The 24,578-nt window shown below is 68.2% G+C and carries 20 protein-coding genes; 12 read left to right on the forward strand and 8 right to left on the reverse strand.

Annotated features, from left to right (window positions below; genetic code table 11):
• Positions 1-13: 13 nt before the first annotated feature.
• The 5 genes from EJ105_RS02515 to EJ105_RS02535 all read right to left on the reverse strand — a co-directional run bounded on the left by EJ105_RS02515 (position 14) and on the right by EJ105_RS02535 (position 7,499).
• Complete coding sequence (locus EJ105_RS02515) at positions 14-1,180, reverse strand: DUF4167 domain-containing protein (RefSeq protein WP_250165167.1); 1,167 nt, start codon at positions 1,178-1,180, stop codon at positions 14-16.
• Between the two features lie 592 nt (positions 1,181-1,772).
• Positions 1,773-2,711, reverse strand: a complete 939-nt coding sequence (prmC, locus tag EJ105_RS02520; RefSeq protein WP_250165168.1) for a peptide chain release factor N(5)-glutamine methyltransferase — start codon at positions 2,709-2,711, stop codon at positions 1,773-1,775.
• A gap of 3 nt (positions 2,712-2,714) precedes the next feature.
• A complete protein-coding gene (gene prfA, locus EJ105_RS02525; RefSeq protein ID WP_250165169.1) occupies positions 2,715-3,797 on the reverse strand; it encodes a peptide chain release factor 1 in 1,083 nt (360 codons plus the stop codon).
• 79 nt (positions 3,798-3,876) lie between these two features.
• A complete protein-coding gene (gene ptsP / locus EJ105_RS02530; RefSeq protein WP_024277358.1) occupies positions 3,877-6,144 on the reverse strand; it encodes a phosphoenolpyruvate--protein phosphotransferase in 2,268 nt (755 codons plus the stop codon).
• Positions 6,145-6,239: 95 nt separating this feature from the next.
• Complete coding sequence (locus EJ105_RS02535) at positions 6,240-7,499, reverse strand: aspartate kinase (RefSeq protein WP_250165170.1); 1,260 nt, start codon at positions 7,497-7,499, stop codon at positions 6,240-6,242.
• A 308-nt stretch (positions 7,500-7,807) separates the two neighbouring features.
• On the opposite strand from EJ105_RS02535, the gene EJ105_RS02540 reads away from it, so the two are divergent.
• The 3 genes from EJ105_RS02540 (at position 7,808) to EJ105_RS02550 (ending at position 11,060) form a co-directional block, all read left to right on the forward strand.
• A complete protein-coding gene (locus EJ105_RS02540; RefSeq protein ID WP_250165171.1) occupies positions 7,808-8,248 on the forward strand; it encodes an HIT family protein in 441 nt (146 codons plus the stop codon).
• Positions 8,249-8,323: 75 nt separating this feature from the next.
• Positions 8,324-9,262, forward strand: coding sequence for an NAD(+) diphosphatase (gene nudC / locus EJ105_RS02545; RefSeq protein ID WP_250165172.1), 939 nt, complete (start codon positions 8,324-8,326; stop codon positions 9,260-9,262).
• Positions 9,255-11,060, forward strand: a complete 1,806-nt coding sequence (locus EJ105_RS02550; protein ID WP_051678990.1) for a solute carrier family 23 protein — start codon at positions 9,255-9,257, stop codon at positions 11,058-11,060. The genes nudC and EJ105_RS02550 overlap by 8 nt, the downstream gene beginning before the upstream one ends.
• A gap of 76 nt (positions 11,061-11,136) precedes the next feature.
• Here EJ105_RS02550 and EJ105_RS02555 read toward each other — a convergent pair whose 3' ends face one another.
• Both EJ105_RS02555 and EJ105_RS02560 read right to left on the reverse strand, forming a co-directional pair.
• Positions 11,137-11,997, reverse strand: a complete 861-nt coding sequence (locus tag EJ105_RS02555; RefSeq protein ID WP_250165173.1) for a prephenate dehydratase — start codon at positions 11,995-11,997, stop codon at positions 11,137-11,139.
• A gap of 8 nt (positions 11,998-12,005) precedes the next feature.
• Complete coding sequence (locus tag EJ105_RS02560) at positions 12,006-12,791, reverse strand: 3-deoxy-manno-octulosonate cytidylyltransferase (RefSeq protein WP_250165174.1); 786 nt, start codon at positions 12,789-12,791, stop codon at positions 12,006-12,008.
• A 228-nt stretch (positions 12,792-13,019) separates the two neighbouring features.
• Here EJ105_RS02560 and EJ105_RS02565 point away from each other — a divergent pair, with 228 nt between their 5' ends.
• From EJ105_RS02565 to EJ105_RS02605, 9 genes are all read left to right on the forward strand, one after another.
• Positions 13,020-13,622 carry a c-type cytochrome gene (locus EJ105_RS02565; RefSeq protein WP_051678992.1) on the forward strand — a complete coding sequence of 201 codons (603 nt, stop codon included), beginning with the start codon at positions 13,020-13,022 and terminating at the stop codon, positions 13,620-13,622.
• A 628-nt stretch (positions 13,623-14,250) separates the two neighbouring features.
• Positions 14,251-16,179: an extracellular solute-binding protein gene (locus EJ105_RS02570; protein WP_394041851.1), complete on the forward strand. Its 1,929-nt coding sequence runs from the start codon at positions 14,251-14,253 to the stop codon at positions 16,177-16,179.
• The gene (locus EJ105_RS02575; RefSeq protein ID WP_250165175.1) at positions 16,176-18,074 is read left to right on the forward strand and encodes an extracellular solute-binding protein; all 1,899 of its coding nucleotides are present in this window, start codon (positions 16,176-16,178) and stop codon (positions 18,072-18,074) included. The genes EJ105_RS02570 and EJ105_RS02575 overlap by 4 nt, the downstream gene beginning before the upstream one ends.
• 96 nt (positions 18,075-18,170) lie before the next feature.
• Positions 18,171-19,283 carry a microcin C ABC transporter permease YejB gene (locus EJ105_RS02580; protein WP_024277367.1) on the forward strand — a complete coding sequence of 371 codons (1,113 nt, stop codon included), beginning with the start codon at positions 18,171-18,173 and terminating at the stop codon, positions 19,281-19,283.
• Positions 19,284-19,286: 3 nt separating this feature from the next.
• A complete protein-coding gene (locus tag EJ105_RS02585; RefSeq protein ID WP_029556964.1) occupies positions 19,287-20,495 on the forward strand; it encodes an ABC transporter permease in 1,209 nt (402 codons plus the stop codon).
• A gap of 40 nt (positions 20,496-20,535) precedes the next feature.
• A complete protein-coding gene (locus tag EJ105_RS02590) occupies positions 20,536-20,754 on the forward strand; it encodes a hypothetical protein (protein WP_250165176.1) in 219 nt (72 codons plus the stop codon).
• A 6-nt stretch (positions 20,755-20,760) separates the two neighbouring features.
• On the forward strand, positions 20,761-21,225 hold the full coding sequence (locus EJ105_RS02595) for a type II toxin-antitoxin system VapC family toxin (RefSeq protein ID WP_250165177.1): 465 nt from the start codon (positions 20,761-20,763) through the stop codon (positions 21,223-21,225).
• Positions 21,215-22,852, forward strand: a complete 1,638-nt coding sequence (locus EJ105_RS02600) for an ABC transporter ATP-binding protein (RefSeq protein WP_250165178.1) — start codon at positions 21,215-21,217, stop codon at positions 22,850-22,852. The genes EJ105_RS02595 and EJ105_RS02600 overlap by 11 nt, the downstream gene beginning before the upstream one ends.
• A 5-nt stretch (positions 22,853-22,857) precedes the next feature.
• Positions 22,858-23,475 (forward strand): NUDIX domain-containing protein, encoded by a 618-nt coding sequence (locus EJ105_RS02605; protein WP_250165179.1) that lies wholly within the window; start codon positions 22,858-22,860, stop codon positions 23,473-23,475.
• Positions 23,476-23,660: 185 nt separating this feature from the next.
• On the opposite strand, the gene EJ105_RS02610 is transcribed toward EJ105_RS02605, so the two are convergent.
• A complete protein-coding gene (locus EJ105_RS02610) occupies positions 23,661-24,455 on the reverse strand; it encodes a creatininase family protein (RefSeq protein ID WP_374252512.1) in 795 nt (264 codons plus the stop codon).
• Between the last annotated feature and the right edge of the window lie 123 nt (positions 24,456-24,578).

Below are 24,578 nucleotides of genomic sequence, written 5' to 3' on the forward strand. Positions count from 1 at the left end.
GAGGAATGCAGGCCTATTCGTTGAACAGTGCCGGCTGCTCGGGCGCAGGGGCCTCGGCGGCAGCCTCGGCTCCCTCGCCGGCCCGGGTGCGGAAGCGGCGGCGACGCGGACGCGGGGCGTCTGCGCCCTCGGCGACCTCTGCACCCTCCTCGCGGGGCGTTTCCGCAGCCGCCTTGGGCTCAGCCTTCTCCGCCTTGGCCACGGCCTTCGGTTCGGCTTTCGGCTCCGCCTTGGGTTCGCGGGGCTCCGCCTTCGGCTCGCTCTTCACCTCGGCCTTGGGTTCGGGGCGCTCCTTGGGAACGGCCGGTGCGCCGGTGATGAAGGACGGCAGGCCGAGATCCTGCTCCTCGACGCGGGGCGCGCGCGGCGGACGGGGCTGCTCGACCTCCTCATTGCGCGGCGCGCGATGCGGACGCGGCTGATCGCCATCGTCGCTGCGGGGCGCGCGGGCCGCGCGGGGCACGAAGCCTTCGCCATTGTCGTCGCGGTTGCGGCGGCGGAACTCGCGCGGCTCGCGCTGTTCTCTCGGCTCGCGCTGTTCCCGCGGGTCACGTTGTTCCCTCTGGTCGCGGGGCTCGCGCTGCTCCCGGGGTTCGCGCTGTTCGCGGGGGTCCCGATTCTCGCGATTGTCGCGGGCCTCGCGCGGCTGGTAGCTCTCGTCGTCATCCCGATTGCGACGGAAATTGCCCTGCCGATTGTCGCGCTGGCCACGGTCATCCCGCTGACCACGATCATCCCGCTGACCCCGGTCATCCCGGTAGCCCCGATCTTCACGTTGGCCGCGATCTTCGCGCTGACCCCGATCATCCCGATTTTCGCGCGACTGGTAGGGTTGCTCGCCGCGGCCATAGGGCTGCTCGTTGCGGCCGTAGGGCTGAGGGGCGTCGAGGGAGGACATGTCGTCCATGTCCTCGTCGTCGCCTTCCTCGTCGCGGCCGAAGCCGTTCACCGGGGCAAACTGGCCCTGCAGCGAGGCGATGAGGCGAAGATAGTGTTCCGCATGCTGGAAATAGTTCTCAGCCGCCACGTGGTCGCCGGAGGACTGGGCGTCGCGGGCGAGCTGCTGATACTTTTCCGCAATGTGGTGGGCTGTCCCGCGCACCTTCACATCCGGGCCGTTCGACTCATACACCCGCGTCAAAGGGTTTGAGCTGCGCCGGTTGTTGTTGCGGCCGCGCATGCGCTTCTGCTGACCATTTCTCATATGGATCGATCTCTACTCGCCCGGCGTTCACGCCGCCGTCTGCGCCCGGCCGCATCGCGCCGGTACAATCCGCATATCCCGCCGGGCTTCCCGCTCCGGCGGCGCGCGTCTCATGAAACGAACCTTCGGAACTCCACCCCATTGGAATGGGTGCCGTGGAACGCTGCTCCGTCCGCAGGACAAGACCGTCAGATCCGCGGAAGCCGCCTGCGCCGGCGTCCGCGCTGGACCAAAGCGAAAGTCGTCAAGAAGTCAGGATCAGTCCGATCATCGAGCCCCGTTCCGTGCCCCCCAGCACGGGCGCCAATACACGAGATGCCGCACCCCCAAGACGACATCGCCGAAGACGACATCACCCAAGATGCCACCGCCTAAGATGTCACCGACATTCCGTGGGCCGCGCGTATTCAGCACCGTGAAACGATCCAACCGCGGGACGCTCGCATGAGCAGCGCCATCGCGCGCTCCACGCTCTCGCATCCCCAGCGACCGAAACATCCGTTTGAGATTTCGGAAGCCCGCATCAGCCCTCTGGACCAATGCTCCGGTTCGATTCCTGCGACTGACACTAGCCATTTCCCTCAAAGGTTCCAAGCCTTTTTTCATCGGCCGGTGGGTGTGCGGCGCCGGGCCGCCGGGCGCAAAGGGCGCGCGGGATGCCTCCGAGGTCGGCGCGCGCCGGGCCGAGAAGCCCAAGCCCTGCCGCCTGAACGAGGGCGGCGACGGCGGGTTCCTGCCCCGCGCCGAGTTCGAGAACAGCCGCGCCGCCGGGCTTCAGCAGGCGCGTCAGATCGGCGGCGATGATGCGATAGGCAGCCAGCCCGTCGGCCCCCGCAACCAGCGCCAGCCGGGGATCGTGGAGGCGCACGTCGACTGCAAGTCCCGCCATCTCATCCTCGGTGATGTAGGGCGGGTTGGAGACCACGAGGTCGAAGCCGCCGGCAAGTGCGGTGCCCCAGTCGCCGACAAGAACAGACGCGCGGTCGGCGAGGCCGTTCGCTTCGAGGTTGTCCCGGGCCGTCCGGGCCGCGTTCTCCGAGCGGTCCACGGCGATGCCTGTTGCGGACGGCCGCTCCGAAAGCAGGGCCGCGAGGATGGCGCCCGTACCCGTGCCGAGGTCGAGGATGCGCAGCGGCGCGGCGCGGTCGGGAAAAAGGGACAGCGCCGCCTCCACCACCGTCTCCGTGTCCGGTCGCGGCACCAGCGTGTCCGGCGAAAGGCGGAAAGTGAGGCTCCAGAACTCCTTGTGGCCGAAGATGCGGGCCACAGGCTCCCCCGCGAGCCGCCGGGCGAGGAGCGCCTCGGTGGCGGCGAGGATGTCGGGCGCGGCAGGGGCGGCGCCGTGGCTGAGAAGCTCGCCCGTCGGGCATCCGAGGGCATGGGCCAGCAGCAGCCGTGCATCCAGCTCCGGCGTCTCCACGCCGCCGGCGGCGAGGCGGGCGGTCATCAGCCGGCGCAACTGGGCGATGGTCAGGTCGGCCGCGGGCGTGTCGCCGGGGCCAGGCACGGCTCAGGCCTCCTCGGCGGCTGCGAGCAGGGCGGCCTGGTGCTCGGTCAGCAGCGGTTCGATGATGTCGTCGAGCGCGGTGCCGGCGATCACCTCCTCCAGCTTGTAGAGGGTGAGGTTGATGCGATGGTCGGTCACGCGCCCCTGCGGGAAATTGTAGGTGCGGATCCGCTCGGAACGGTCGCCGGAGCCGACCTGCCCCTTGCGGTCAGCGGCGCGGCCGGCCTCCTTGCGCTGGCGCTCCTCGTCCAGCAGGCGGGAGCGCAGCAGCGCCATGGCGCGGGCCTTGTTGCGATGCTGGGAGCGCTCGTCCTGCACCGCCACCACCGTGTTGGTGGGGATGTGGGTGATGCGCACCGCCGATTCGGTCTTGTTCACATGCTGGCCGCCGGCGCCCTGGGCCCGGAACACGTCGATCCGGAGGTCGGATTCGTTGATGTCCACGTCCACATCCTCCGCCTCCGGCAGGACGGCGACAGTGGCGGCGGAGGTATGGATGCGCCCGCCCGCCTCGGTGGCCGGCACCCGCTGGACTCGATGGACACCGCTCTCGAACTTCAGCCGGGCATAGGCGCCCTTGCCGTGGACGGCGGCGACGATTTCCTTGTAGCCGCCCATGGTGCCCTCGCTCTCGGACAGCACCTCCACGCTCCAGCCTTTGTCGGCGGCATAGCGCGTATACATGCGGTAAAGGTCGCCCGCGAACAGCGCCGCCTCGTCGCCGCCGGTGCCGGCGCGCACCTCCAGAATGATGCCGCGCTCGTCCATGGCGTCCTTGGGCAGGAGCGCGAGGCGCACGGCGGTGGTCAGCTCGGCGATCCGCGTATCCAGCCGCTCCACCTCGGCCTCGGCCAGGGTGCGCATCTCCGGGTCGCCGGCCGAATCGGCGAGCAGCTCCCGGGCGCCCTCCAGATCGCGTTCCGCGCCGCGCAGCGCCAGCACCTGCTCCACCACGGGGGAGAGATCCGAGAACTCGCGGCCGAGGCGGACAAACTCCTCCCCCTCCGCCCCATGCGACAGGGCGGCCTCGATCTCGGCATGCCGGGCGACCAGCTGGTCGAGTTTGGCGAGGGGCAGGGTGTTCATAAGGGGCTGACGGATCCGGACGGTTTGGGGAAAAGGGGCAAGAGAAAAGGGCAAGAGCAGAGGCGCGGAAGGGCGCCCGCTAGAGCGGCAGGCCGCAGTCCCGCGCGAACTTGGTCAGCATGGCACGCGGATCGGCCGTGCCGGTACGGTCCTCGAGCAAGGGCAGCAGCACCTTGCGGGCGGCGGAGACGTCGGTCTCGAGCAGCATCGCCTTGACCGGCCCCATGGCCGCCGGGGAGACCGACAGGGAGCGGTAGCCCAGGGCGGCGAGGGCCACCGCCTCCAGCGGCCGGGAGGCCAGTTCGCCGCACAACGTCACGGGCTTGCCATGGCGGAGGCCCGCCTCCGCCACCAGCCGGAAGGCCCGAAGGGCCGGGGGGGAGAGCGGATCGAAGCGGTCGGCGACCCGCACGTTGGCGCGGTCGGCCGCATAGAGGAACTGCACGAGGTCATTGGAGCCCACCGAGAGGAAATCGGCGCGCGACAGGATCTCGTCCAGCTGGAAGAGCAGGGACGGCACTTCCACCATGGCGCCCACCTGGACCCGATCCGGCAGGGCGTGGCCGTGACGGCGCAGGTGAGTCAGCTCCCGCTCCACCATGGCCCGGGCCCGGTCGAATTCATCCACCGCGGCGACCATGGGGAACATCACGCGCAGCTCACGCCCCGCGCCGGCGCGCAGCAGGGCACGCATCTGGCTGCGCAGCAGGCCCGGCCGATCCAGCCCGAGGCGGATGGCACGCCAGCCGAGGGCCGGATTCTCCTCCTCCACCGTCCGCATGTAGGGCAGCACCTTGTCGCCGCCGATATCGAGGGTGCGGAAGGTGACCGGGCGGTCGCCTGCGGCGTCCAGCACGGCGCGGTAGAGCTTCAGCTGTTCGGAGATGCGCGGGAAGGCCGACGCGATCATGAACTGAAGCTCGGTGCGGAACAGGCCGATGCCCGCCGCGCCAGTCTCGGCGATGTGGGGCAGGTCCACCAGCAGGCCGGCATTGAGGTTCAGGTCCACATGCACGCCGTCCTTCGTCACGGAGGGGCGGGTGCGGAGCGCGGCATACTGGGCCTGCCGGCGGGCGCGGAAGCGCACCTTCTCGGCATAGGCCTCCTCGACGTCGCCGGGCGGGCGTAGATGGACCTCGCCGTTCTGGCCGTCGACGATGACCGGATCGCCCTGGTCGGCGAGGCCGGCGGCATTCTCCACCTGTCCCACGGCGGCGATGCCGAGGGCGCGGGCGACGATGGTGACGTGGCTGGTGGTTCCGCCTTCCTCCAGCACGAGGCCGCGAATGCTGGTGCGATCGTAATCCAGCAGCGCCGCCGGGCTCATGTTGCGGGCGACGAGGATGGCGTTCTCGGGCAGCGCCTCCCGCTCCATGCCGCGAGACCGCCCGGTCAGCTCGCGCAGGAGCCGGTTGGCGAGGTCGTCGAGGTCGTGCAGGCGCTCGCGCAGATAGGGGTCGGAGGCGCGCATCATGCGGGCGCGGGTATCCGACTGCACCCGTTCCACCGCGCCCTCGGCGGTGAGGCCGGAGAGGACGGCCTCGCGCATCTTGTGCATCCAGCCCCGGTCGTGGGCGAACATGCGGTAGGCTTCGAGGATGTCGCGATGCTCGCCGGCCTTGGAGAGGCCGTCGTCCTCCAGCATCAGGTCGATGGAGTGGCGCAGCTTGCCGATGGCGGCATCGAGCCGGGCGGTTTCCTTCACCACGTCGTCGGCGATGACGTTGGTCACCCGGATGCGCGGCTCGTGCAGCACCACATGGCCAAGGCCAAGCCCGTCGGCGAGGGCGACGCCCTTGAGATGCAGCGGCCGGCGCACGGCGGGTTCGGCGCCCGGCTTGGCCAGCGCCGTGAGTTCGCCCGAGGCGATCATCTCCGCCAGCACCATGGCGGTGGTCTGAAGGGCCTCGATCTCCTCTTCCGTATAGGTGCGGCGGGCGCGATTCTGCACCACCAGCACGCCCAGCGTGTTGCCGCCGCGCAGGATCGGCACGCCGAGGAAGGAGTTGTAGATCTCTTCGCCCGTCTCCGGACGGTAGGAGAATTCGGGGTGGGACTGGGCGTCCAGCAAGGCGAGCGATTCGGCCTCGCGCGCCACATGGCCGACGAGGCCCTCATCCACGCTCATGACGGTCAGATGAACCGCATCCCGGTTCAGGCCTTCCGTAGCGTACAGCTCAAGGGTCTGATCGACGCGCAGCACGTAGACCGAGCAGACTTCCGCCACCATGTTGGCGGCGATCAGCACAACGATCTTGTCGAGGCGGTCCTGCGCGCTGACCGGCTCCGCCATCACCTCACGGAGACGCCGGAGCAGCACGCGCGGACCGCCGAGCGCGCCACGCATCGGCCGCATCCTTAAAAATGAGCGGGTTCAGTAACCCCGCGAGGCTATCCAACGGATGGCGCGCCCCCGCAGGGCTACCGTCAACGGTTCCGCCCTCAGCTGTCCAGCCCGTATAGCGAATGGAGAGTCCGGACCGCAAGTTCGGTATAGGCCGCATCTATCAGGAAGGAGATCTTGATCTCCGACGTGGTGATGGCGCGGATGTTGATACCGCGGCCCGCCAGCGCCTCGAACGCCTTGGCGGCGACGCCGGCGTGGGAGCGCATGCCGATGCCGATGACCGACACCTTGGTCACGTCCCCGGCGCCTTCGATCGCCTGGAAGGCGATGGAGTCGCGGGCCCGCTCGATCACCGCCTTGGCGCGCTCGAAATCGGCCGTGGGGACGGTGAAGGTGATGTCGGTATAGCCGTCCGCGGACACGTTCTGGACGATCATGTCCACATTGATGTGCGCGTCCGCCAGCGGGCCGAACACGGCGGCGGCGATGCCGGGCTTGTCGGCGACGCGGCGGATGGAGACCTGGGCCTCGTCCTTGGAAAAGGCGATGCCCGTGACCACCTGCGATTCCATCTGGCTTGCCACGATTTCCTCCTCGTCGCAGATGAGCGTTCCGGCCTTCTCGACCTCGCGCATCTCCGGCGCGTCGGGGTCCACAAGGCTCGAGCGCACGAAGGTGCGCACATTATGCACCATGGCGAGCTCCACCGAGCGCACCTGCAGCACCTTGGCGCCGAGCGAGGCCATTTCCAGCATTTCCTCGAAGGCGATGCGGTCGAGGCGGCGGGCCTTGGGCACCACGCGCGGGTCGGTCGTGTAGACGCCGTCCACGTCGGTATAGATGTCGCACCGCTCGGCCTTCAGCGCCGCGGCTACCGCCACCGCCGAGGTGTCCGAGCCGCCGCGGCCGAGCGTCGTGATCCGCCCCGTGGGCAGGTGGATGCCCTGGAAGCCGGCGATCACCGCCACCTCGCCGCCCTCGATGGAGGTGGCCAGACGGTCGGCGTCGATGTCCATGATGCGGGCGGAGCCGTGGGCGTCGTCGGTGGAAATGGGGATCTGCCACCCCTGCCAGGACCGGGCGGAAACGCCCATTTCCTGCAGCGCGATGGCCAGCAGGCCGCTGGTCACCTGCTCGCCGGAGGCCACCACCGCGTCATATTCGCGCGCGTCGTAGAGCGAGGAGGCATCCTTGCACCAAGCGACCAGTTCGTTGGTCTTGCCGGACATGGCGGAGACCACGACGGCCACCTTGTAGCCGGCCTCCACCTCGCGCTTGACGTGGCGCGCCACGTTGCGGATGCGCTCGATATTGGCGACCGATGTGCCGCCGAACTTCATGACAAGCCGAGCCATCGCTCGTGCCTTTCTTCGCCAGATATCCTTGGGGTTGCACGCGTGCGGCGCCGATCACGGCGGCCGGCTTCAGCTCCGCATCATTTTCGCCGGCTGAGCCGGGCACGCGATGCCTGGGGTGCGGAGGTGGCCGAGCGGAACATCCCTTAAGTCCTTGCGCGCGGGGTTTTCGAGGTCGCGCAGCTGTTGGGGCGCCTCCATAGCGGCTACGGCGGGCCGGGGCAACCGCTCTGCGCAAAGCCGGAAAACCTGCTTGCGGCGCGGGGAGGGCACAGGCATCAACCGTCTGTCCCACCGGAGCCCCGCCCATGACCGAAGACGCCTTCGCGCTCGACCCCCGCCTCGCCGCGGATGGACCGGCCGTGGGGGACCTGCCGTTGTGTCATGTGCGGCTGGTGGAGGACCGGCGCTTCTTCTGGGTTTCCCTCACGCCACGCCGGGCGGCCATGTCCGAGATTTTCGACCTCGACGCCGAGGATCGCCTGAGGCTGATGGAGGAGGTCGCCCTCGTCTCGCGGGCGCTGAAGGACATCACGGCCTGCGCCAAGCTGAACATCGCGGCACTGGGCAACATGGTACCGCAGCTCCACGTGCATATCATCGCCCGCAATCCCGGCGATGCGGCCTGGCCGGGTGTGGTGTTCGGTGCCGGCACCCGCGAGCCGATGGGCGATCTGGAGCGCCAATCCCGCCTCGATGCCCTGCGCGGGCGGCTCAGTGTGCACAGCCAAGCCTTGCCGGTGGGATAGCCTTGCCTCGGCTCCGGCTGCGTGCGACGGTCGCCATCAATTCGCAGCCTGCCGCCTGCCGGGGTCGTCTGGTCCATGTCCTTCATTTCCCGCCCCGATCTCGGCGTCTGGCCGACCCTTGGTTATGTGGACAGCCCGCTTGACCGCGCCTGCCACCTGCGTGCCGGCGCCGCCGATCTCCTGGATCATCCGGCCGCCCGCTTCTACCTTCTCGGCGGGGAATTGGTCGCGCTGAAGGGCGCCGGCCCGGTCTTCGATCCTCTGTTCGACCGGGCGGAAGCCGAAGCGCGCGGGCGCGGTGAGCCCCTGTTTCTGGGCATCGAGAGCGACGGCGCGCCGCGATTCGCCAAGGGGTTCGATCCTGCCCTTAGGGAGGCACTGGAGGGCGAGGGGCTCACGGTCCCCGACCTGCGCACCATCGCCGTCAGCGGCCTAATCGCACCGCATCACCTCGGGCCCGTCGCCTGCGGCAAGGCGTTGCGCGCCTGGCATACGCGGCACGGCTTCTGCGCCAATTGCGGCGCCGCCTCGCGCATCGTGGATGCCGGCTGGCGGCGGGATTGCCCCTCCTGCGGCGCCCAGCATTTCCCGCGCACCGATCCTGTCGTCATCATGCTCACCGCCCGCGGCGACCGCTGCCTGCTCGGCCGGCAGCCCCATTTCGCCCCCGGCATGTGGTCGACCCTCGCCGGCTTCGTGGAACCCGGCGAGACCATCGAGGACGCCGTGCGCCGCGAGACTTTGGAGGAGGCGGGCGTCCGGACGGGGGAGGTTCGCTACTTCGCGACCCAGCCGTGGCCCTTTCCCATGTCGCTGATGATCGGATGTATCGCGCAGGCGACGAGCGAGGACCTCGTCATCGACCGCAATGAACTGGAGGATGCCCGCTGGTTCGGCCGGGATGAGGTGACGCTGATGCTCACCCGCACCCATCCCGACGGGCTGTTCGTGCCGCCGCCCGTCGCCATCGCGCACCATCTGATCCGCAGTTTCATCGAGGGCGGGCATGCTTGAACCGGCGGCGCCCGATGGTGCTCCACGCCCGGCGCGCCTTGCCCGTCTGACGCATCTGCTCGACCGTTTCTTTCCTGATTCCCGCCGCGGCACGCGGACCGGGCGCCGGCCGCCCTCCCTTGTCTACGGGCTGGATGACCATGTGCCGCCCGCTGCGCTGATCCCGCTCGCCGCCCAGCACGCCATGCTGGCCGTGACCTTCCTGATCTATCCGGTGCTCGCCGCCACCGAGGCCAAGCTGCCCGCCGACCAGATCTCCGCCATGGTCTCGGCCTGCGCCATGAGCATCGGCGTCGCCACCATCATCCAGTGCATGCGCACCCGCTTCGGCTCGGGCTATCTCGCCGTGCACATCCCCGCGCCCGGAGCGATCCCGCTGGCGGTGCAGGCGCTGGCGCTCGGCGGGCTGGGCCTTATGGCGACGACGACGCTCCTCGTCGGCATCGCGCAACTGTTCATCGCCCGGCTGGTGCGGCCGCTCCGCGTGCTGCTGCCGCCGGAAGTGTGCGGCGTGGCGGTGAGCATGCTCGGCGTGTCGCTCGCGAGCCCGGCGCTCAGGCGGGCGCTCGGGCTCGACCATGGCCCCATGGTGGAGGAGAACGCCGTTCTCTCCAGCCTCGCGACGGTGGGCATCATCGTCGCCATCACCGTGTTCGCGCCGCGGCGGCTGAAGCTGTTCGCGGTGTTCGCGGGGGCGAGCATCGGCTGGATCGTCGCCCTCTCGCTCGGGGCCGGACGCCCTGAAGCACCTGAAGCCATTGCCGCGGCGCCGCTCCTCGCCTTGCCGACCCTGACGCTGCCGTCCTTCCAGTTCGCCCCGGCGCTGTTTCCGCTGATGGCTTTGCTGGTGGTCATGAACCTTGTGGACGTGCTCTCCGTTACCGTGTCGCTGGAAAAGATGAACGATGCCGACTGGCGCCGCGCCCACATGCCGGCGGCGCAACGGGCGGTGACGGCCTGCGGCATCGGCAACATCCTGAACGGGCTCACCTCCGGCTTCCAGTCGGGGCTCTCGTCTTCCTCGGTCGGCCTCGCCTTCGCCACCCAGTCCACGGCGCGCGTCATCGGCTTCACCGCCGGCATCATGATCTTCGCCATCGCCTTCGTGCCCAAGGCGATCGTGGCGCTCACCCTCATTCCCTCGCCGGTGATCGGCGGCATCCTGCTCTACACCTCGGCCTATCTGGTGGTGGCGGGCATGGACCTCGTGACCTCGCGCCGCCTCAGCGAGCGGCGGGTGTTCGTGGTCGGGCTCTCGGTGCTGGCCGGGCTTTCGGTGGCGCTTTTGCCCATCACCCGCCAGCTTCCGTTGATGCTGCAGCCCTTGTTCTCGACGCCCCTCACGGTCGGCGCGCTCAGCGCCATCATGCTCAACCTGCTGTTCCGCATCGGCATCGCGCAGGAGGCGGTGGAGCAAGTGCCGGAGGGCGCGCACGCCTTCCCCTTCGTGCGGGATTTCCTTGAAAATCAGGGGGATAACTGGGGTGCCCGGCGCGATGTGATCGCCGCCGCCATCCCCACGGTGGCCCAGGCGCTCGAACTGGTGGCCGACAGCGGCATCGCCGAAGGTCCCATCGAGCTGCGCGCACGGTTCGACGAAAGCCACCTCGATGTCTCGGTCGTCTATGACGGTATCGTCATGGAGGCCCCGAAGGAGCGGCCCTCACCGGAAGCGCTTCTGGGCGACGCCCAGGAGCAGGCTTCCTTCGCCGCCTATATGCTCACCCATCTGTCCGACCACGTGAGCTTCGGCCGCACCGCCGGTCGCGCCCGCATCATGGTGCGGTTCGATCATTAGGCGTTGCCTTCGCTCCGGCACCGCCGCGGGCTGGGATGATGCCTTCGCTCAGGCGCCGCGGGCTTCCGGGCGAGGCTCAGATCGCCGGATCTGAGTCCCCGAATCGCGCCCGGTAGGGATGCGCGGGATAGACGCCCAGGATCCGCATCTCTCTGGAGAAAAAGGCCAATTCTTCCAGCGCCAGCTTCACGGAGCGGTCGTCCGGATGGCCTTCCACATCGGCATAGAACTGGGTGGCGGTGAACTGGCCGTCGAGCTGGTAGGACTCCAGCTTGGTCATGTTCACCCCGTTGGTGGCGAAGCCGCCCATGGCCTTGTAGAGCGCCGCCGGGACGTTGCGGACGCGGAAGACGAAGGTGGTAATGACCGGCCCGCGCCCTGCCGGAGCCCAGTCGGCACCACGGCTGAGGATGATGAAGCGGGTGGTGTTGTGGGCTTCGTCCTCGATGTTCTCGGCGAGGATATCGAGGCCGTAGATGTCCGCCGCCAGGCGGGAGGCGATGGCGGCGCGGGTCACGTCGTTCGCCTCGGCGATCTCACGGGCGGAACCTGCTGTATCTGCGCCGATAATCGGCGTCAGCGACAGGGTGCGGATGGCCTTGCGGCACTGGCCCAGCGCCATCACGTGGCTCTGCACGGTCTTCAGCGTGGAGAGGGTCGCGCCCTTCACCGCCATGAGCTGGTGGGAGAGGGGCAAGAAGTACTCGCCGACGATGGAAAGGCTCGACTGCGGCATCAGATGATGGATGTCCGCGACCCGCCCCGCTACCGAATTCTCTATGGGAATCATGGCGTAAGCCGCCGCCCCGTTCTCCACGGCGGCGAACGCGTCCTCGAAGGTGGGGCAGGGGACGGCTTCGAAGTCGGGGAAGACCTCGCGGCAGGCGATGTGGGAGTTGGCACCGGGCTCGCCCTGGAACGTGATACGTCGGCTCATGGGCATGCTCATTTTTCCTGCGCGAGAAGGGCCCGTGCCCTTTCCAGATGGGACGGGGTATCGACCCCCAGCGGCACCACGTCAACCACCGCCACGTCGATCCGCATGCCGGCCTCAAGTGCCCGCAACTGTTCGAGTTTTTCTCTTCTCTCCAGGGGGGAAGGCGGCAGGGAGACGAAGCGTTCCAGGGCCGCCCGGCGATAGGCGTAGAGGCCGATGTGGTGGTATAATGGCCCTTCTCCATAGGGGGCCGTGGCGCGGGTGAAATAGAGTGCGCGCAGCAGCCCCGGCGCCAGCGGCGAGCCCACCACCTTCACCACGTTCGGGTCGGTGCGCTCCTCGGCCAGGGTGATTTCGGCGGCCAATGTCGCGATGTCAGCCGAGGTTGCCAGTAGGGGAATCAGTGCCGTTCGGATGGTGTTCGGTAGAATCGTCGGCAGGTCGCCCTGCACATTGACCACGATCTCCACCTCGCCCGCCGGATCGAGGGCGGTGAGCGCCTCGAAAATGCGATCCGAGCCGGAGGGGTGGTCCGCCCGCGTCATCACCGCCTCGAGGCCGGCGGCAGTCACGGCGGCGGCGATCTCCGGGGCGTCGGTGGCGACCGCCACCCGGCCGATGCCGGCTGCGACCGCGCGCCGCGCCACCTCGACGATCATGGGGCGGCCGCCCACGTCGGCGAGCGGCTTGCCGGGCAGGCGCGTCGCGGCCATGCGGGCGGGGATGAGCACGAGCACGCGCCCGGCCGGATGCCCGGTGGGGGCTGGGGCGGGGGAAGGGGTGTCGGCCGGCATGGGCGGGGGTCCTCGGCGGGGTCCGGAAGGCCGCTCCGGGACAGACGCGGGGAGTGGCATTGGGGCGCGCCTTATACGGGTTGCTTCGACCGGTTCAAAGTGCTTAGTGTCGCCGACGGTTCGTGGGGCTCCCCCGCGCGCCATTCATCGACATGCTTGGGGCCGGGCAGCGCGCCGTTTCGGTGCAGCGCCCGGTGGGACACAGGACCTCCGAGGGGCGTAGCGCCGATGGACAGTTTTGAATTGAACAAGATCGCGGGTGCAGTTCTGGGCACGCTCACGCTGACCCTCGGCCTCGGGATCGTGTCCGAAATCCTGTTCACCCCCGAGGCGCCGGCCAAGCCCGGCTTCGAGATCGCGGTGCAGGAAGGCGCAGCCGCTGCCGGCGCGCCCAAGGCGGCGGCCGAGGTTCCGATCGAGCAGCTCTTCGCCACCGCTTCCATCGAGAAGGGTGCGGCCGCGGCCAAGAAGTGCGCCGCCTGCCATAACTTCCAGGAAGGCGCCGGCGCCAAGGTCGGCCCCGACCTCTACGGCATCGTCGGTCGTCCGGTGGCTTCCGCCTCGGGCTTTGCCTATTCCGCGGCCATGAAGGCCAAGGGCGGCGACTGGACCCCGCTGGCGCTCAACACCTTCCTCACCAATCCCAAGGCCGCCGTGCCCGGCACCGCCATGGCCTTCGCCGGCATCGGCAAGGAAGCTGAGCGCGCGGACCTGATCGCGTACCTGAACTCGCTGTCCCACGATCCCAAGCCCCTGCCCACCGCAGCGGCTGCGGCCCCGGCAGCGGCTCCTGCCGCCGCCCCCGCTGCGGCGCCCGCCGGTCACAAGTGATCTGAGGGCTGGGCTCGGGGCGCCTGCTCCGGCCTGATCCTGCTCTGACGATGAAGCCCTCTCCCGCCTGCGGGGGAGGGCTTTTTCTTTTGGGGCGGCAAGCCGCCGAAAGACGCGCCGCGTTCGGCGGCTCGGCGCTGTTGCCTCCTGTCGTCATCGTCCGACCTCCCCTCTCCCTCTGCGGAAGAGGGCGTTCTGACGGTCAGGAGAAGGCGATGCGCTCGTCTCACCGCAGGTTGTCCGCTCCGGATTGTCCCTTTGTCATCGCCCGGCTCGTCCGGGCGATCCACTGTTCCACTTGCGCGATGATCGAGGGCGCGACCCGGCCCTACCGTGGATCGCCCGGACGAGCCGGGCGATGACGGTGGTGAATGGGGAAGCCACCAGCCTGCGCCGCCCCCGTGCCGTTTCACGCCATTGTCATCCCGCTCGCGCCGGCAGCCTTGCGCGCCGCCGCGCTCACCCAGCCCGCTGATCCTGTCGCCTCAAGGCTTCCCCAGCGTCGCCGTCCGCTCCACCCCGTCCTCGCGCCTGCCTCTCCCCCTTGTCGCCGCCATGTTTCTGCCGTCGCGGCGGGTGCCATAATCGGCTATTCCCGGATCAAAGCGCGATCCAACCGGAGTTGCCGATGCTTGCGTCCCTCGCCCGCCGCCTTGCCCTCGCCGCCGCGCTGAGCCTTGCCTTCGCGGCGCCCGGCCGCAGCGCGGAGGACGCGAAACCGGCGCCGGACCCGGCCGCACCCTCGTCCACCACCACCGCCGCGCCGGCGGCCACGCCCGCAGCACCCGTGTTCAGGCACGGCCTGTCGCTGATGGGCGAGCCCGCCTATCCCGCCGGCTTTCCCCATTTCAAATATGTGAATCCCGCCGCACCCAAGGGCGGCCTGCTGCGCCTCGCCGAGGACGGCACGTTCGACACCTTCAATTTCGTGGTTCCGCGCGGCACGCCCGCGGCGGGCATCAATCTGATCTACGACACGCTCATGGTCGCCGCCTCCGACGAGGTGGCGAGCGAGTACGGGCTGATCGCGGAAGGGGTGAGCTACCCGGCGGATTTCTCCTCCGTCACCTATCGCATCCGCGCCGACGCGCGCTGGCATGACGGCAAGCCCATCACCCCCGAGGACGTGGTGTTCTCCTTCGAGGCGCTGACGAAGAACAACCCCAACCAGCGCTTCTATTACAGCCACGTCACCAAGGCCGAGAAGACCGGCGAGCGAGATGTGACCTTCACCTTCGACCAGGCCGGCAACCGCGAGCTGCCGCAGATCGTCGGCCAGCTCACCATCCTGCCCAGGCACTGGTGGACCGGCACGGACGCGAACGGCAAGCCGCGCGATATCGCGCAGGGCACGCTGGAGGTGCCGCTGGGCTCGGGCGCCTATCGCATCAAGAGCTTCATCGCCGGCCGCTCCATCACCTACGAGCGGGTGAAGGACTATTGGGCGAAGGATCTCAATGTGAACGTCGGAAAGGATAATTTCGACGAGATGCGCTACGAGTATTTCCGCGACGACACGGTGATGCTCGAAGCCTTCAAGGCCGACCAGTATGATTTCCGCGTGGAATCCTCGGCCAAGAACTGGGCGACCGCCTATGACTTCCCCGCCCGCGCCGATGGCCGCGTGGTGCTGGAGATGTTCGAGAACCGCTCGTCCGGCGTCATGCAGGCCTTCATTCCCAACCTGCGCCGCGACAAGTTCAAGGACCCGCGCGTGCGCCGCGCACTGAATTACGCGCTCGATTTCGAGGGCATGAACCACACCCTGTTCTTCGGCCAGTACAAGCGCACCAGTTCCTTCTTCTCCGGTACCGAGCTTGCCTCCTCCGGCCTGCCGCAGGGCCGCGAGCTGGAGATCCTCAACTCGTTGAAGGACAAGGTGCCGCCGCAGGTGTTCACCACCGCCTACACCAATCCCGAAAGCGGATCGGAGGAGGCGCGGCGGGCGAACCTGCGCGAGGCGGCGCGGCTGTTCAAGGAGGCCGGCTACGAGGTGAAGAACCGCAAGCTGGTGAACGCCAAGGGCGAGCCCTTCACCATCGAGTTCCTGCTCTCCAGCCCGGCCATGGAGCGGGTGGCGGTGTTCTACCGCCCGGCGCTGGAACGCCTCGGCATCGAGGTGTCGATCCGCATGGTGGACACCTCGCAATACATCAACCGCGTGCGCTCGCGCGATTACGACATCATCGTCTCCGGCTGGGGCCAGTCGCTCTCGCCGGGCAACGAGCAGCGCGAATTCTGGGGCTCGGAGGCCGCCGACCGGGAGGGCTCGCGCAACCTCGCCGGCATCAAGGACCCGGCGGTGGACGCGCTGATCGAGAAGGTGATCTACGCCACCGACCGCGCTGACCTCGTGGCCGCCACCCACGCCCTCGACCGCGTGCTGCTGTGGAACGAATACGTCATCCCCGCCTGGGGGCTGAACTATACCCGCACGGCGCGGTGGGACCGCTTCGCCCATCCGGCGCAACTGCCCACCTATTCCTTCGCCTTCCCCGACATCTGGTGGTTCGATCCGGCCAAGGCGTCGAAGACCGGCGCGGGAGCGGGCAAATGAGCCTCACGCGCCGCGCGCTGCTGGCGTCGTCCTGCGCCCTGCTGGTGCCCGCTCTGGCGCGGGCGCAAGGCGCTTCGCCCGCCCCCTCGGCGGCGGAGTCCGCGGCAGGGGAGGGCGGCACGTCCGCCGCCGCGGTGGAGCGGCACGGCCTCTCCTTCTTCGGCGACCTGAGATATCCGCCGAACTTCACCCATTTCGACTATGTGAACCCGGATGCGCCCAAGGGCGGGCCCTTCTCCCAGCTCGGCCGCACCACCTATTACAACCAGTCGCTCACCACCTTCGACACGCTGAACCCCTACAACCAGCGGGGCAACGGCGCGCAGGGCATCGAGCTGATCTACGATACCCTGATGGCCGCCGCCGGCGACGAGAAGAGCGCCATGTACGGGCGACTGGCCTCGTCCGTGGTGATTTCGGACGAGGGGCTGACGTACCGCTTCAAGCTCAGGCGCGAGGCGCGTTTCCACGACGGCACGCCGCTGACCTCCGCGGACGTGGTGGCCACCTTCGAGGCCTTCAAGGCGGAGGGCTACGAGACCATCCGCATGGCCCTGCGCGACGTCACCGCCATCGAGGCGGACGGGCCGAACGAGGTGGTGTTCCGCTTCAAGCCGGGCCGCGCGCGCGACGTGCCGCTGACGGTGGCGGGCCTGCCCATCTTCTCCAAGGCGTTTCTGGCCAAGCACCCGTTCGGCCAGTCGTCGCTGGAGGTGCCCATGGGCTCGGGGCCGTACCGCATCGGCCGCTTCGAGCAGGGGCGCTACATCGAGTACAACCGCGTGCCCACCTATTGGGGTCGCGACCTGCCTGTCATGAAGGGGCGCTTCAACTTCGATCAGGTGCGCTACGAATATTTCCGCGACCGGGTGGCGGGCCTCGAAGGCTTCAAGGCCAAGGTCTATCTCTTCCGCGAGGAGTTCACCGCGCGCGAATGGGCCACCGGCTACGATTTCCCCGCCGTGCGCGAGGGGCGGGTGAAGGTGGAGACGCTGCCGGACGAGAGCTTCTCCGGCGTGCAGGGCTGGTTTCTCAACACCCGCCGTCCGAAATTCTTCGATCGCCGCGTGCGCGAGGCCGTCGGGCTCCTGTTCGATTTCGACTGGACCCGCAAGAACCTGATGTACGACAGCTACACCCGCACCGTCTCCTTCTTCCAGAATTCGGAGATGATGGCGCAGGGCCTGCCCTCGCCGGCGGAGCTGAAGCTGCTCGACCCCTACCGCGACCGCCTGCCGGAGGAGGTGTTCGGCGAACCCTACGTGCCGCCCCAGTCCGACGGCTCCGGCGAGGACCGCAACCTGCGCCGGCAGGCCCTCAACCTCCTCAAGGAGGCGGGCTACAGCGTGCAGCAGGGCAAGCTGGTGGATGCCAAGGGCGAGGCCTTCACCATGGAGTTCCTCGACGATGACGGCGGCCTGGAGCGCCACACCGCCCGCTTCATCGGCCATCTGAAGAAGGTGGGCATCGAGGCCACCTTCCGCATCGTGGACCCGGCCCAGTTCCAGCAGCGGCTGCAGAATTTCGACTTCGACCTCGTGGTGCGCCGCTACAGCTTCGCGCCCTATCCCGGGGACGAGCTGCGCGCCTATTTCTCCACCGAGGCGGCGCGCACGCGCGGCTCCTACAACGTGGCTGGTATCGCCGACCCGGCGGTGGACGGCCTCATCAACGCGGCGCTGGCCGCCCCCGACGCGGCCGCCCTCGTCACCGCCTGCCGGGCGCTGGACCGGGTGCTGCGGTCCGGCCGCTACTGGATTCCCCAGTGGTATTCCGGCCAGAACCGCATCGCCTACTGGAACCAGTTCGCACGCCCGGCGGTGAAGCCGCGCTACGAGCTGGGCGTGCTCGACACCTGGTGGAGCACCGGCCTTGATCCCGCCCGGGGCGGCTGAGGGGCGGTGCCATATGGATGAATCTTCATGTGAAGCGGCAACCTTTTCCCGCCAATATGGTCTAGCCTGAACCGAAGTGCCGCAACGGGACACCTGATGCTCGCTTACATTGTCCGCCGCATCGCCCTCATGGTGCCGACCATTCTCGGCATCATGCTGGTGTCGTTCGTGGTCATCCAGTTCGCCCCCGGCGGGCCGGTGGAGCGCGTGATCGCGCAATTGACCGGCGAGGACGTCTCCGCCACCTCGCGCGTCTCCGGCGGCGGCAGCGACTTCAGCGGGGCGGGCGCGGCGGCGCAGGCGGGGGCGGCGGCGGAGATGTCGTCCAAGTATCGCGGCGCGCAGGGCCTCGACCCGGCCTTCATCAAGGAGCTGGAGAAGCAGTTCGGCTTCGACAAGCCGCCCCACGAGCGCTTCCTGAAGATGATCACGGACTATGCCACCTTCAACTTCGGCAAGTCCTACTTTCGCGACATCTCGGTGCTGGAGCTGATCGGCGAGAAGATGCCGGTCTCCATCTCCCTCGGCCTGTGGATGACGCTCATCACCTATCTCATCTCCATCCCGCTCGGCATCGGCAAGGCCATGCGCGACGGCTCGCGCTTCGATGTGTGGACCTCGGCGGTCATCATCGTCGGCTATGCCATCCCGTCCTTCCTGTTCGCCATCCTGCTCATCATCCTGTTCGCGGGGGGCTCCTTCCTCGATCTGTTCCCGCTGCGCGGCCTCACCTCCGAGAATTTCTGGCAGATGAGCTGGCCCGAGCGCATCGCCGACTATGCCTGGCACCTCGTGCTGCCGCTCACCTCCATGGTGCTCGGCGCCTTCGCCACCATGACGCTGCTCACCAAGAACTCGTTCCTGGAAGAGATCCGCAAGCAGTACGTGACCACGGCGCGCATGAAGGGGCTGTCCGAGAGCCGAGTGCTCTACGGCCATGTGTTCAGGAATGCCATGCTGATCGTCATCGCCGGCTTCCCCAGCGCCTTCATCGCCGCCTTCTTCTCCGGCTCGCTCTTGATCGAGACCATCTTCTCGCTGGACGGCCTCGGCCTGCTGGGCTTCGAAAGCGTGCTCAACCGCGATTATCCCGTCGTGTTCGCCACCCTCTACATCTTCTCGCTGGCGGGGCTCATCGTCGGCCTCATCTCGGACCTCACCTACATGCTGGTCGATCCCCGGATCGACTTCGAGACGCGGGAGGTCTGAGCCATGGATGCCGTCCCCGTGCTCCAGCCCGGCGCGCCCACCGACGTGCCCGCCGCTCGCGACACCGCCCACGGCCCACTGCCGCCGCCCGGCGAGACCAAGCCCAAGAGCCGCTTCGCCCTCTCGCCGCTGAACCGGCGGCGGCTGGCGAACTTCCGTGGCAACGGGCGCGGCTACTGGTCGTTCGTGGTCTTCATGGTGCTGTTCGTGCTCAGCCTCGGCGCCGAGTTCATCGCCAACGACAAGCCCATCCTCGTCTCCTATGACGGCGGCTATTACTTCCCCGTCGTGAAGGCCTATCCCGAGACCGCGTTCGGCGGCGATTTCGAGACGGATGCGGACTATCGCGACCCCTTCCTCCAGAAGCTGATCGCGGAGAAGGGCGGCTGGATGGTGTGGCCCTTCATCCGCTTCTCATACTCCACCCACAATCTGGACCTGCCCACCCCCGCGCCCTCGCCGCCCACCTGGATGCTCACCGAGGCCCAGTGCAAGGCGGCAGCCGAGAAGAAGGGCGTGTCCGGCTGCGCCGGCCTCGAAATGAACTGGCTCGGCACGGACGATCAGGGCCGCGACGTGGTGGCCCGCCTCATCTACGGCTTCCGCATCTCCGTGCTGTTCGGCCTCGCGCTGACCATCGTCTCGTCCGTGGTGGGCGTGGGGGCGGGCGCGGTGCAGGGCTATTTCGGCGGCTGGGTGGACCTCCTGTTCCAGCGCTTCATCGAGATCTGGACGGCCATTCCCTCGCTCTACCTGCTGCTCATCATCTCCTCGGTGCTGGTGCCCGGCTTCTGGGTGCTGCTGGGCATCCTCTTGCTCTTCTCATGGGTGTCGCTGGTGGGGCTGGTGCGCGCCGAGTTCCTGCGCGCGCGCAATTTCGAATATGTGCAGGCGGCGCGGGCGCTGGGGGTGGGCAACCTCACCATCATGACGCGGCACATGCTGCCCAACGCCATGGTGGCGACGCTGACCATGCTGCCCTTCATCCTGTCGTCTTCGGTGATGACGTTGACGGCGCTGGACTTCCTCGGCTTCGGCCTGCCCCCCGGCTCGCCCTCGCTGGGCGAACTGCTCTCCCAGGGCAAGAACAACATCCAGGCCCCCTGGCTCGGCCTCACCGGCTTCTTCACCGTGGCGGTGATGCTGAGCCTCCTCATCTTCATCGGCGAGGCGGTGCGCGACGCCTTCGATCCGCGCAAGACGTTCGGGTGAGGGGCGAGTCTGGTAGAATGGACGGGGAAAGGTGATCGAGATGAACAAGATCGTGCGCCAGAGATATCCCGTCGAAAAGCTCCCCGCGGATTTGCGGGATGGGCTGCCTGCGGGCCGGACGGTGACCGTCACGGTGGAGGAGAGCGAGCCGCCTTCCAAAGAGAAGCTCCTGCATCTGTTGGAGGAGGCTCGTAAGGCTGATCCCATTCCGGACGATCCCGTAGAGCGGATTCGAGCCTTGCGTGACGAGGACGATTGATTGCGCATGGCGTTCCGCATCTACCTCGATACGAACGTTTTCATAACGGCGATTGAGAAGCGTGGACCGGTATCGGACGCCCTGACGTCACTGCTGCTCGCCGGGTGGGACGAGGCCGAGCCGCCGTTAGTGACCAGCGAACTCACATACAGCGAGCTGATTGTGAAGCCTTACTTGTTGGGACGGCATGATCTCGTCCGGGTTTACGATAACTGGACCATTTCCGGCCCCAGGGTCGAGGTCGTTCCTGTGTTCCGGGGCGTTCTTCACGACGCTGGTGTTTTGCGTTCGCAAGACAAGACGCTGAAACTTCCCGATGCGATCCATATTGCCACCGCCCGCGGAATGAAATGCAGCGCGTTCCTCTCTGCAGACCAGCGGATCAAGTCTCAGGGCAGCTTCCAAAGGCTCGAACCGACCGAAGAAAACGTCCGCGCGCTCCTCCAGAAGGTCGCCTCGCATGACCGCTGAACCCCTCCTTTCCGTCCGCGACCTCTCCGTCGCCTTCCGCCGTGGCGATGGCGCGCCGCCGGCGCTGGCGGTGAAGACTGTGTCGTTCGACCTCGCCAAGGGCGAGACGCTGGCGCTGGTCGGTGAATCCGGCTCCGGCAAGTCGGTCACGGCGCTGTCGGTGCTGAAGCTGCTGCCCTATCCCACGGCGAGCCACCCCTCGGGCGAGATCCTGTTCAAGGGGCGCGACCTGCTCACGGTGTCGGAGCGGGAATTGCGCGGCATCCGCGGCAACAACATCACCATGGTGTTCCAGGAGCCCATGAGCTCGCTGAACCCGCTCCACAGCATCGAGCGGCAGGTGGGGGAGATGCTGATCCTCCATCGTGGCATGTCGGCCCATGCCGCCCGCGCCCGCACGCTGGAACTGCTCGCCGAGGTGGGCATCCCCCAGCCCGAGGAGCGGCTTTCCGCCTATCCGCACCAATTGTCCGGCGGCCAGCGCCAGCGCGTGATGATCGCCATGGCGCTGGCCAACGAGCCGGACCTGCTGATTGCCGACGAGCCCACCACGGCGCTCGACGTGACCGTGCAGGCGCAGATCCTGAAGCTCTTGAAAGAGCTTCAGGCCCGGCTCGGCATGGCCATGCTGTTCATCACCCATGACCTCGGCATCGTGCGCAAGATCGCCGACCGGGTGTGTGTGATGCAGAAGGGCGAGATCGTGGAGCAGGGCGGGGCGGAGGAGACCTTCCTCCACCCGAAGCACGCCTACACCCAGGCGCTGCTCAAGGCCGAGCCGAAGCCGGACCCGGCCCCCATCGCCCCCGATGCCCCCTTGGTGGTGGAGGCGAACGACCTCAAGGTCTATTTCCCCATCAAGCGCGGCATCCTGCGCAAGACGGTGGGCCATGTGAAGGCGGTGGACGGGGTGTCCGTCGCCATCCGCCGGGGCGAGACTTTGGGCGTTGTGGGGGAGAGCGGCTCGGGAAAGACCACGCTCGGCCTCGCGCTGCTGCGGCTCATCTCCAGCACCGGGCCCATCGCCTTCCTCGGCAAGCCCATCGACGGGCTCAGCTTCAAGGCCATGCGGCCGCTGCGCTCGGACCTCCAGATCGTGTTCCAGGACCCCTTCGGCGCGCTCTCGCCGCGCATGTCGGTGGCGGAAATCGTGGAGGAGGGGTTGCTGGTGCACCAGCGCCAACTGACCGCCGATCAGCGCGAGGCGCGAGTGGTGGCGGCGCTCGCCGACGTGGGGCTCGATCCCGAGACGCGGCACCGCTATCCGCACGAATTCTCCGGCGGCCAGCGCCAGCGCATCTCCATCGCCCGCGCCATGGCGCTGGAGCCCTCCTTCGTGGTGCTGGACGAGCCGACCAGCGCGCTCGACATGATCGTGCAGGCGCAGATCGTCGATCTGCTGCGCGCGCTCCAGAAGAAGCGCGACCTCACCTTCATGTTCATCTCCCACGATCTGCGCGTGGTCTCGGCGCTGGCGAGCCGCATCCTCGTCATGCGCAACGGCAAGATGGTGGAGGAGGGGCCGGCGCACGACGTGTTCGAGCACCCGAAGGAGGACTACACCCGCGCCTTGTTCGCGGCCGCCTTCAATCTCGACGCCACCGGCCACGGCGTGGTGCGCCAGTGACGCAAATGGAAGATCGCCCCGCGCGGGTGGACGTGGAAGGCCCGGAACTGCTGGCCAAAGGCTTTCGCCCCTATGAGCGCTACCGCCTCGTGCTGCACCATGCGGACGGCACCAGCGACCATCAGGTGCGCGACATCGTGCGCGGCGGGCAGGTGGTGGGCGTGCTGGGTTATGACCCGGAGCGGGATCTGGTGGTGCTGATCCGCCAGTTCCGCCTCGCGGCGCATCTGGCCGATGGAAGGGGCGACCTCATCGAGATCGTCGCCGGCATGGTGGAAAAGGGGGAAGATCCCGAGGCCGCCGCCCGGCGGGAGTGCGAGGAGGAGGCAGGCGTCGCGCCCCGCGCCCTCGTGCCCATGCTCGCCTTCACCCCGACGCCGGGCCTCACGGACGAATATGCCCGCCTCTATCTCGGCATCCTCGATGCCTCCCGCCTGCCGGAGCGGGCGGGATCGGCGGCGGAGACGGAGACCACCCGGCCCTTCGCTTTGCCGGTGGATGAAGCCCTTGCCGCCATCGCCGAGGGGCGCTGCATCAACGCCTTCCTCATCCTCGCCTTGCAGTGGCTGGCGCTCAACCGCGCGCGGCTGCCGGAGCTGATCGCGGCGGCGGAGCGGGAGTAGGGGGGCTAATTGCAGCGTCATGCCCGGGCTTGTCCCGGGCATCCACGTCGGGCCGATAGGACGCTGGCCCGGAAGGTATTCCCGGCCGACCCACGTGGATGGCCGGGACAAGTCCGGCCATGACGGCGGTGAGGGGCGGCGAGTGGGGCGCGGGTCTCAGGGACCGTGTCCGCACATCACCACCCTCACGCATGCGGCTCCAGCCGCGCCAGGTCGAACGCCGCCACGTCCCTCAGCAGCTCCACGAAGGCGCGGGAGCCGTATTCGAAGGCGGCCTCGCCCTTCAGTGCGGTGGCGTGGGTGGCGTCGCCCATGGCGCCGTCGGGGCTCAAATCCTCCGCCAGCCAGCCGAAGCCGACGGGGTGGTTGGCGCGCAGGCGCTGGAATTCGGTTTCCATGGCGATGGAATAGGGCGGGAACGGCCCGGCGTGGCTCATGTCCACCAGCTCGGGGCGGAAGGCGAGCATCAGCGAGGTCTCGATCTCCCCGCCATGGATGCCGTGCGCCCGCTCATGATCGGTGAACAGGCCCACGGGGTAGCCGAAGCGGTGCATGGAGCAGGTGACGGCCAGCATCTTGTGGTCCACCCGCAGCGTGCGGGCGACGAGATCGATCACCGGCACGTTGCCGCCATGGGTGTTCATGAGCACGAGGCGGCGCACCCCGGCGCGGGCGAGGCTGCGGCCCAGCTCCACCCAGGCGGCGATGGCGGTGGCGGGCGAAAGCGTGAGCGTGCCGGCGAACGAGATGTGCTCGTCGGACTTGCCCACTGCCTGCACGGGCAGGAACACCGCGTCCACCTCGCGCGGCACCATGAAGGCGATGCGCTCCACATAGCCCTCGGCGATGAACAGGTCGGTGCCCAGCGGCAGATGCGGGCCATGCTGCTCCACGGCGGCGACGGGCAGGACGGCGACCATGCGGGTCTTGTCCAGCGCTGCGAGTGCCGGTGAGGAAAGTTCAGCCCATTTCAGAAACACCGTCCGCCTCCCGCCCCCTAGCGCGCCAGCCCGCGCCGCCCTACCTCCATGGGAAGGAAAAGGCGCATGATGTCAAGGGTCTGGGGTCAGCAGGACATACCTCGGCCCAGGGCTTCCCCTCTC

It is taken from the genome of Xanthobacter aminoxidans (assembly GCF_023571765.1).
Taxonomy (GTDB): Bacteria; Pseudomonadota; Alphaproteobacteria; order Rhizobiales; family Xanthobacteraceae; genus Xanthobacter; species Xanthobacter aminoxidans.

What these genes read in the sequence shown, in the direction of transcription:
- EJ105_RS02515 (WP_250165167.1), bottom strand. Translation starts at nt 1,180, where the DNA reads ATGCGCGGCCGCAACAACAACCGGCGCAGCTCAAACCCTTTGACGCGG.
- prfA (WP_250165169.1), bottom strand. Translation starts at nt 3,797, where the DNA reads ATGAACACCCTGCCCCTCGCCAAACTCGACCAGCTGGTCGCCCGGCAT.
- ptsP (WP_024277358.1), bottom strand. Translation starts at nt 6,144, where the DNA reads ATGCGTGGCGCGCTCGGCGGTCCGCGCGTGCTGCTCCGGCGTCTCCGT.
- EJ105_RS02535 (WP_250165170.1), bottom strand. Translation starts at nt 7,499, where the DNA reads ATGGCTCGGCTTGTCATGAAGTTCGGCGGCACATCGGTCGCCAATATC.
- EJ105_RS02540 (WP_250165171.1), top strand. Translation starts at nt 7,808, where the DNA reads ATGACCGAAGACGCCTTCGCGCTCGACCCCCGCCTCGCCGCGGATGGA.
- nudC (WP_250165172.1), top strand. Translation starts at nt 8,324, where the DNA reads ATGTCCTTCATTTCCCGCCCCGATCTCGGCGTCTGGCCGACCCTTGGT.
- EJ105_RS02550 (WP_051678990.1), top strand. Translation starts at nt 9,255, where the DNA reads ATGCTTGAACCGGCGGCGCCCGATGGTGCTCCACGCCCGGCGCGCCTT.
- EJ105_RS02555 (WP_250165173.1), bottom strand. Translation starts at nt 11,997, where the DNA reads ATGAGCCGACGTATCACGTTCCAGGGCGAGCCCGGTGCCAACTCCCAC.
- EJ105_RS02560 (WP_250165174.1), bottom strand. Translation starts at nt 12,791, where the DNA reads ATGCCGGCCGACACCCCTTCCCCCGCCCCAGCCCCCACCGGGCATCCG.
- EJ105_RS02565 (WP_051678992.1), top strand. Translation starts at nt 13,020, where the DNA reads ATGGACAGTTTTGAATTGAACAAGATCGCGGGTGCAGTTCTGGGCACG.
- EJ105_RS02570 (WP_394041851.1), top strand. Translation starts at nt 14,251, where the DNA reads ATGCTTGCGTCCCTCGCCCGCCGCCTTGCCCTCGCCGCCGCGCTGAGC.
- EJ105_RS02575 (WP_250165175.1), top strand. Translation starts at nt 16,176, where the DNA reads ATGAGCCTCACGCGCCGCGCGCTGCTGGCGTCGTCCTGCGCCCTGCTG.
- EJ105_RS02580 (WP_024277367.1), top strand. Translation starts at nt 18,171, where the DNA reads ATGCTCGCTTACATTGTCCGCCGCATCGCCCTCATGGTGCCGACCATT.
- EJ105_RS02585 (WP_029556964.1), top strand. Translation starts at nt 19,287, where the DNA reads ATGGATGCCGTCCCCGTGCTCCAGCCCGGCGCGCCCACCGACGTGCCC.
- EJ105_RS02590 (WP_250165176.1), top strand. Translation starts at nt 20,536, where the DNA reads ATGAACAAGATCGTGCGCCAGAGATATCCCGTCGAAAAGCTCCCCGCG.
- EJ105_RS02595 (WP_250165177.1), top strand. Translation starts at nt 20,761, where the DNA reads ATGGCGTTCCGCATCTACCTCGATACGAACGTTTTCATAACGGCGATT.
- EJ105_RS02600 (WP_250165178.1), top strand. Translation starts at nt 21,215, where the DNA reads ATGACCGCTGAACCCCTCCTTTCCGTCCGCGACCTCTCCGTCGCCTTC.
- EJ105_RS02605 (WP_250165179.1), top strand. Translation starts at nt 22,858, where the DNA reads ATGGAAGATCGCCCCGCGCGGGTGGACGTGGAAGGCCCGGAACTGCTG.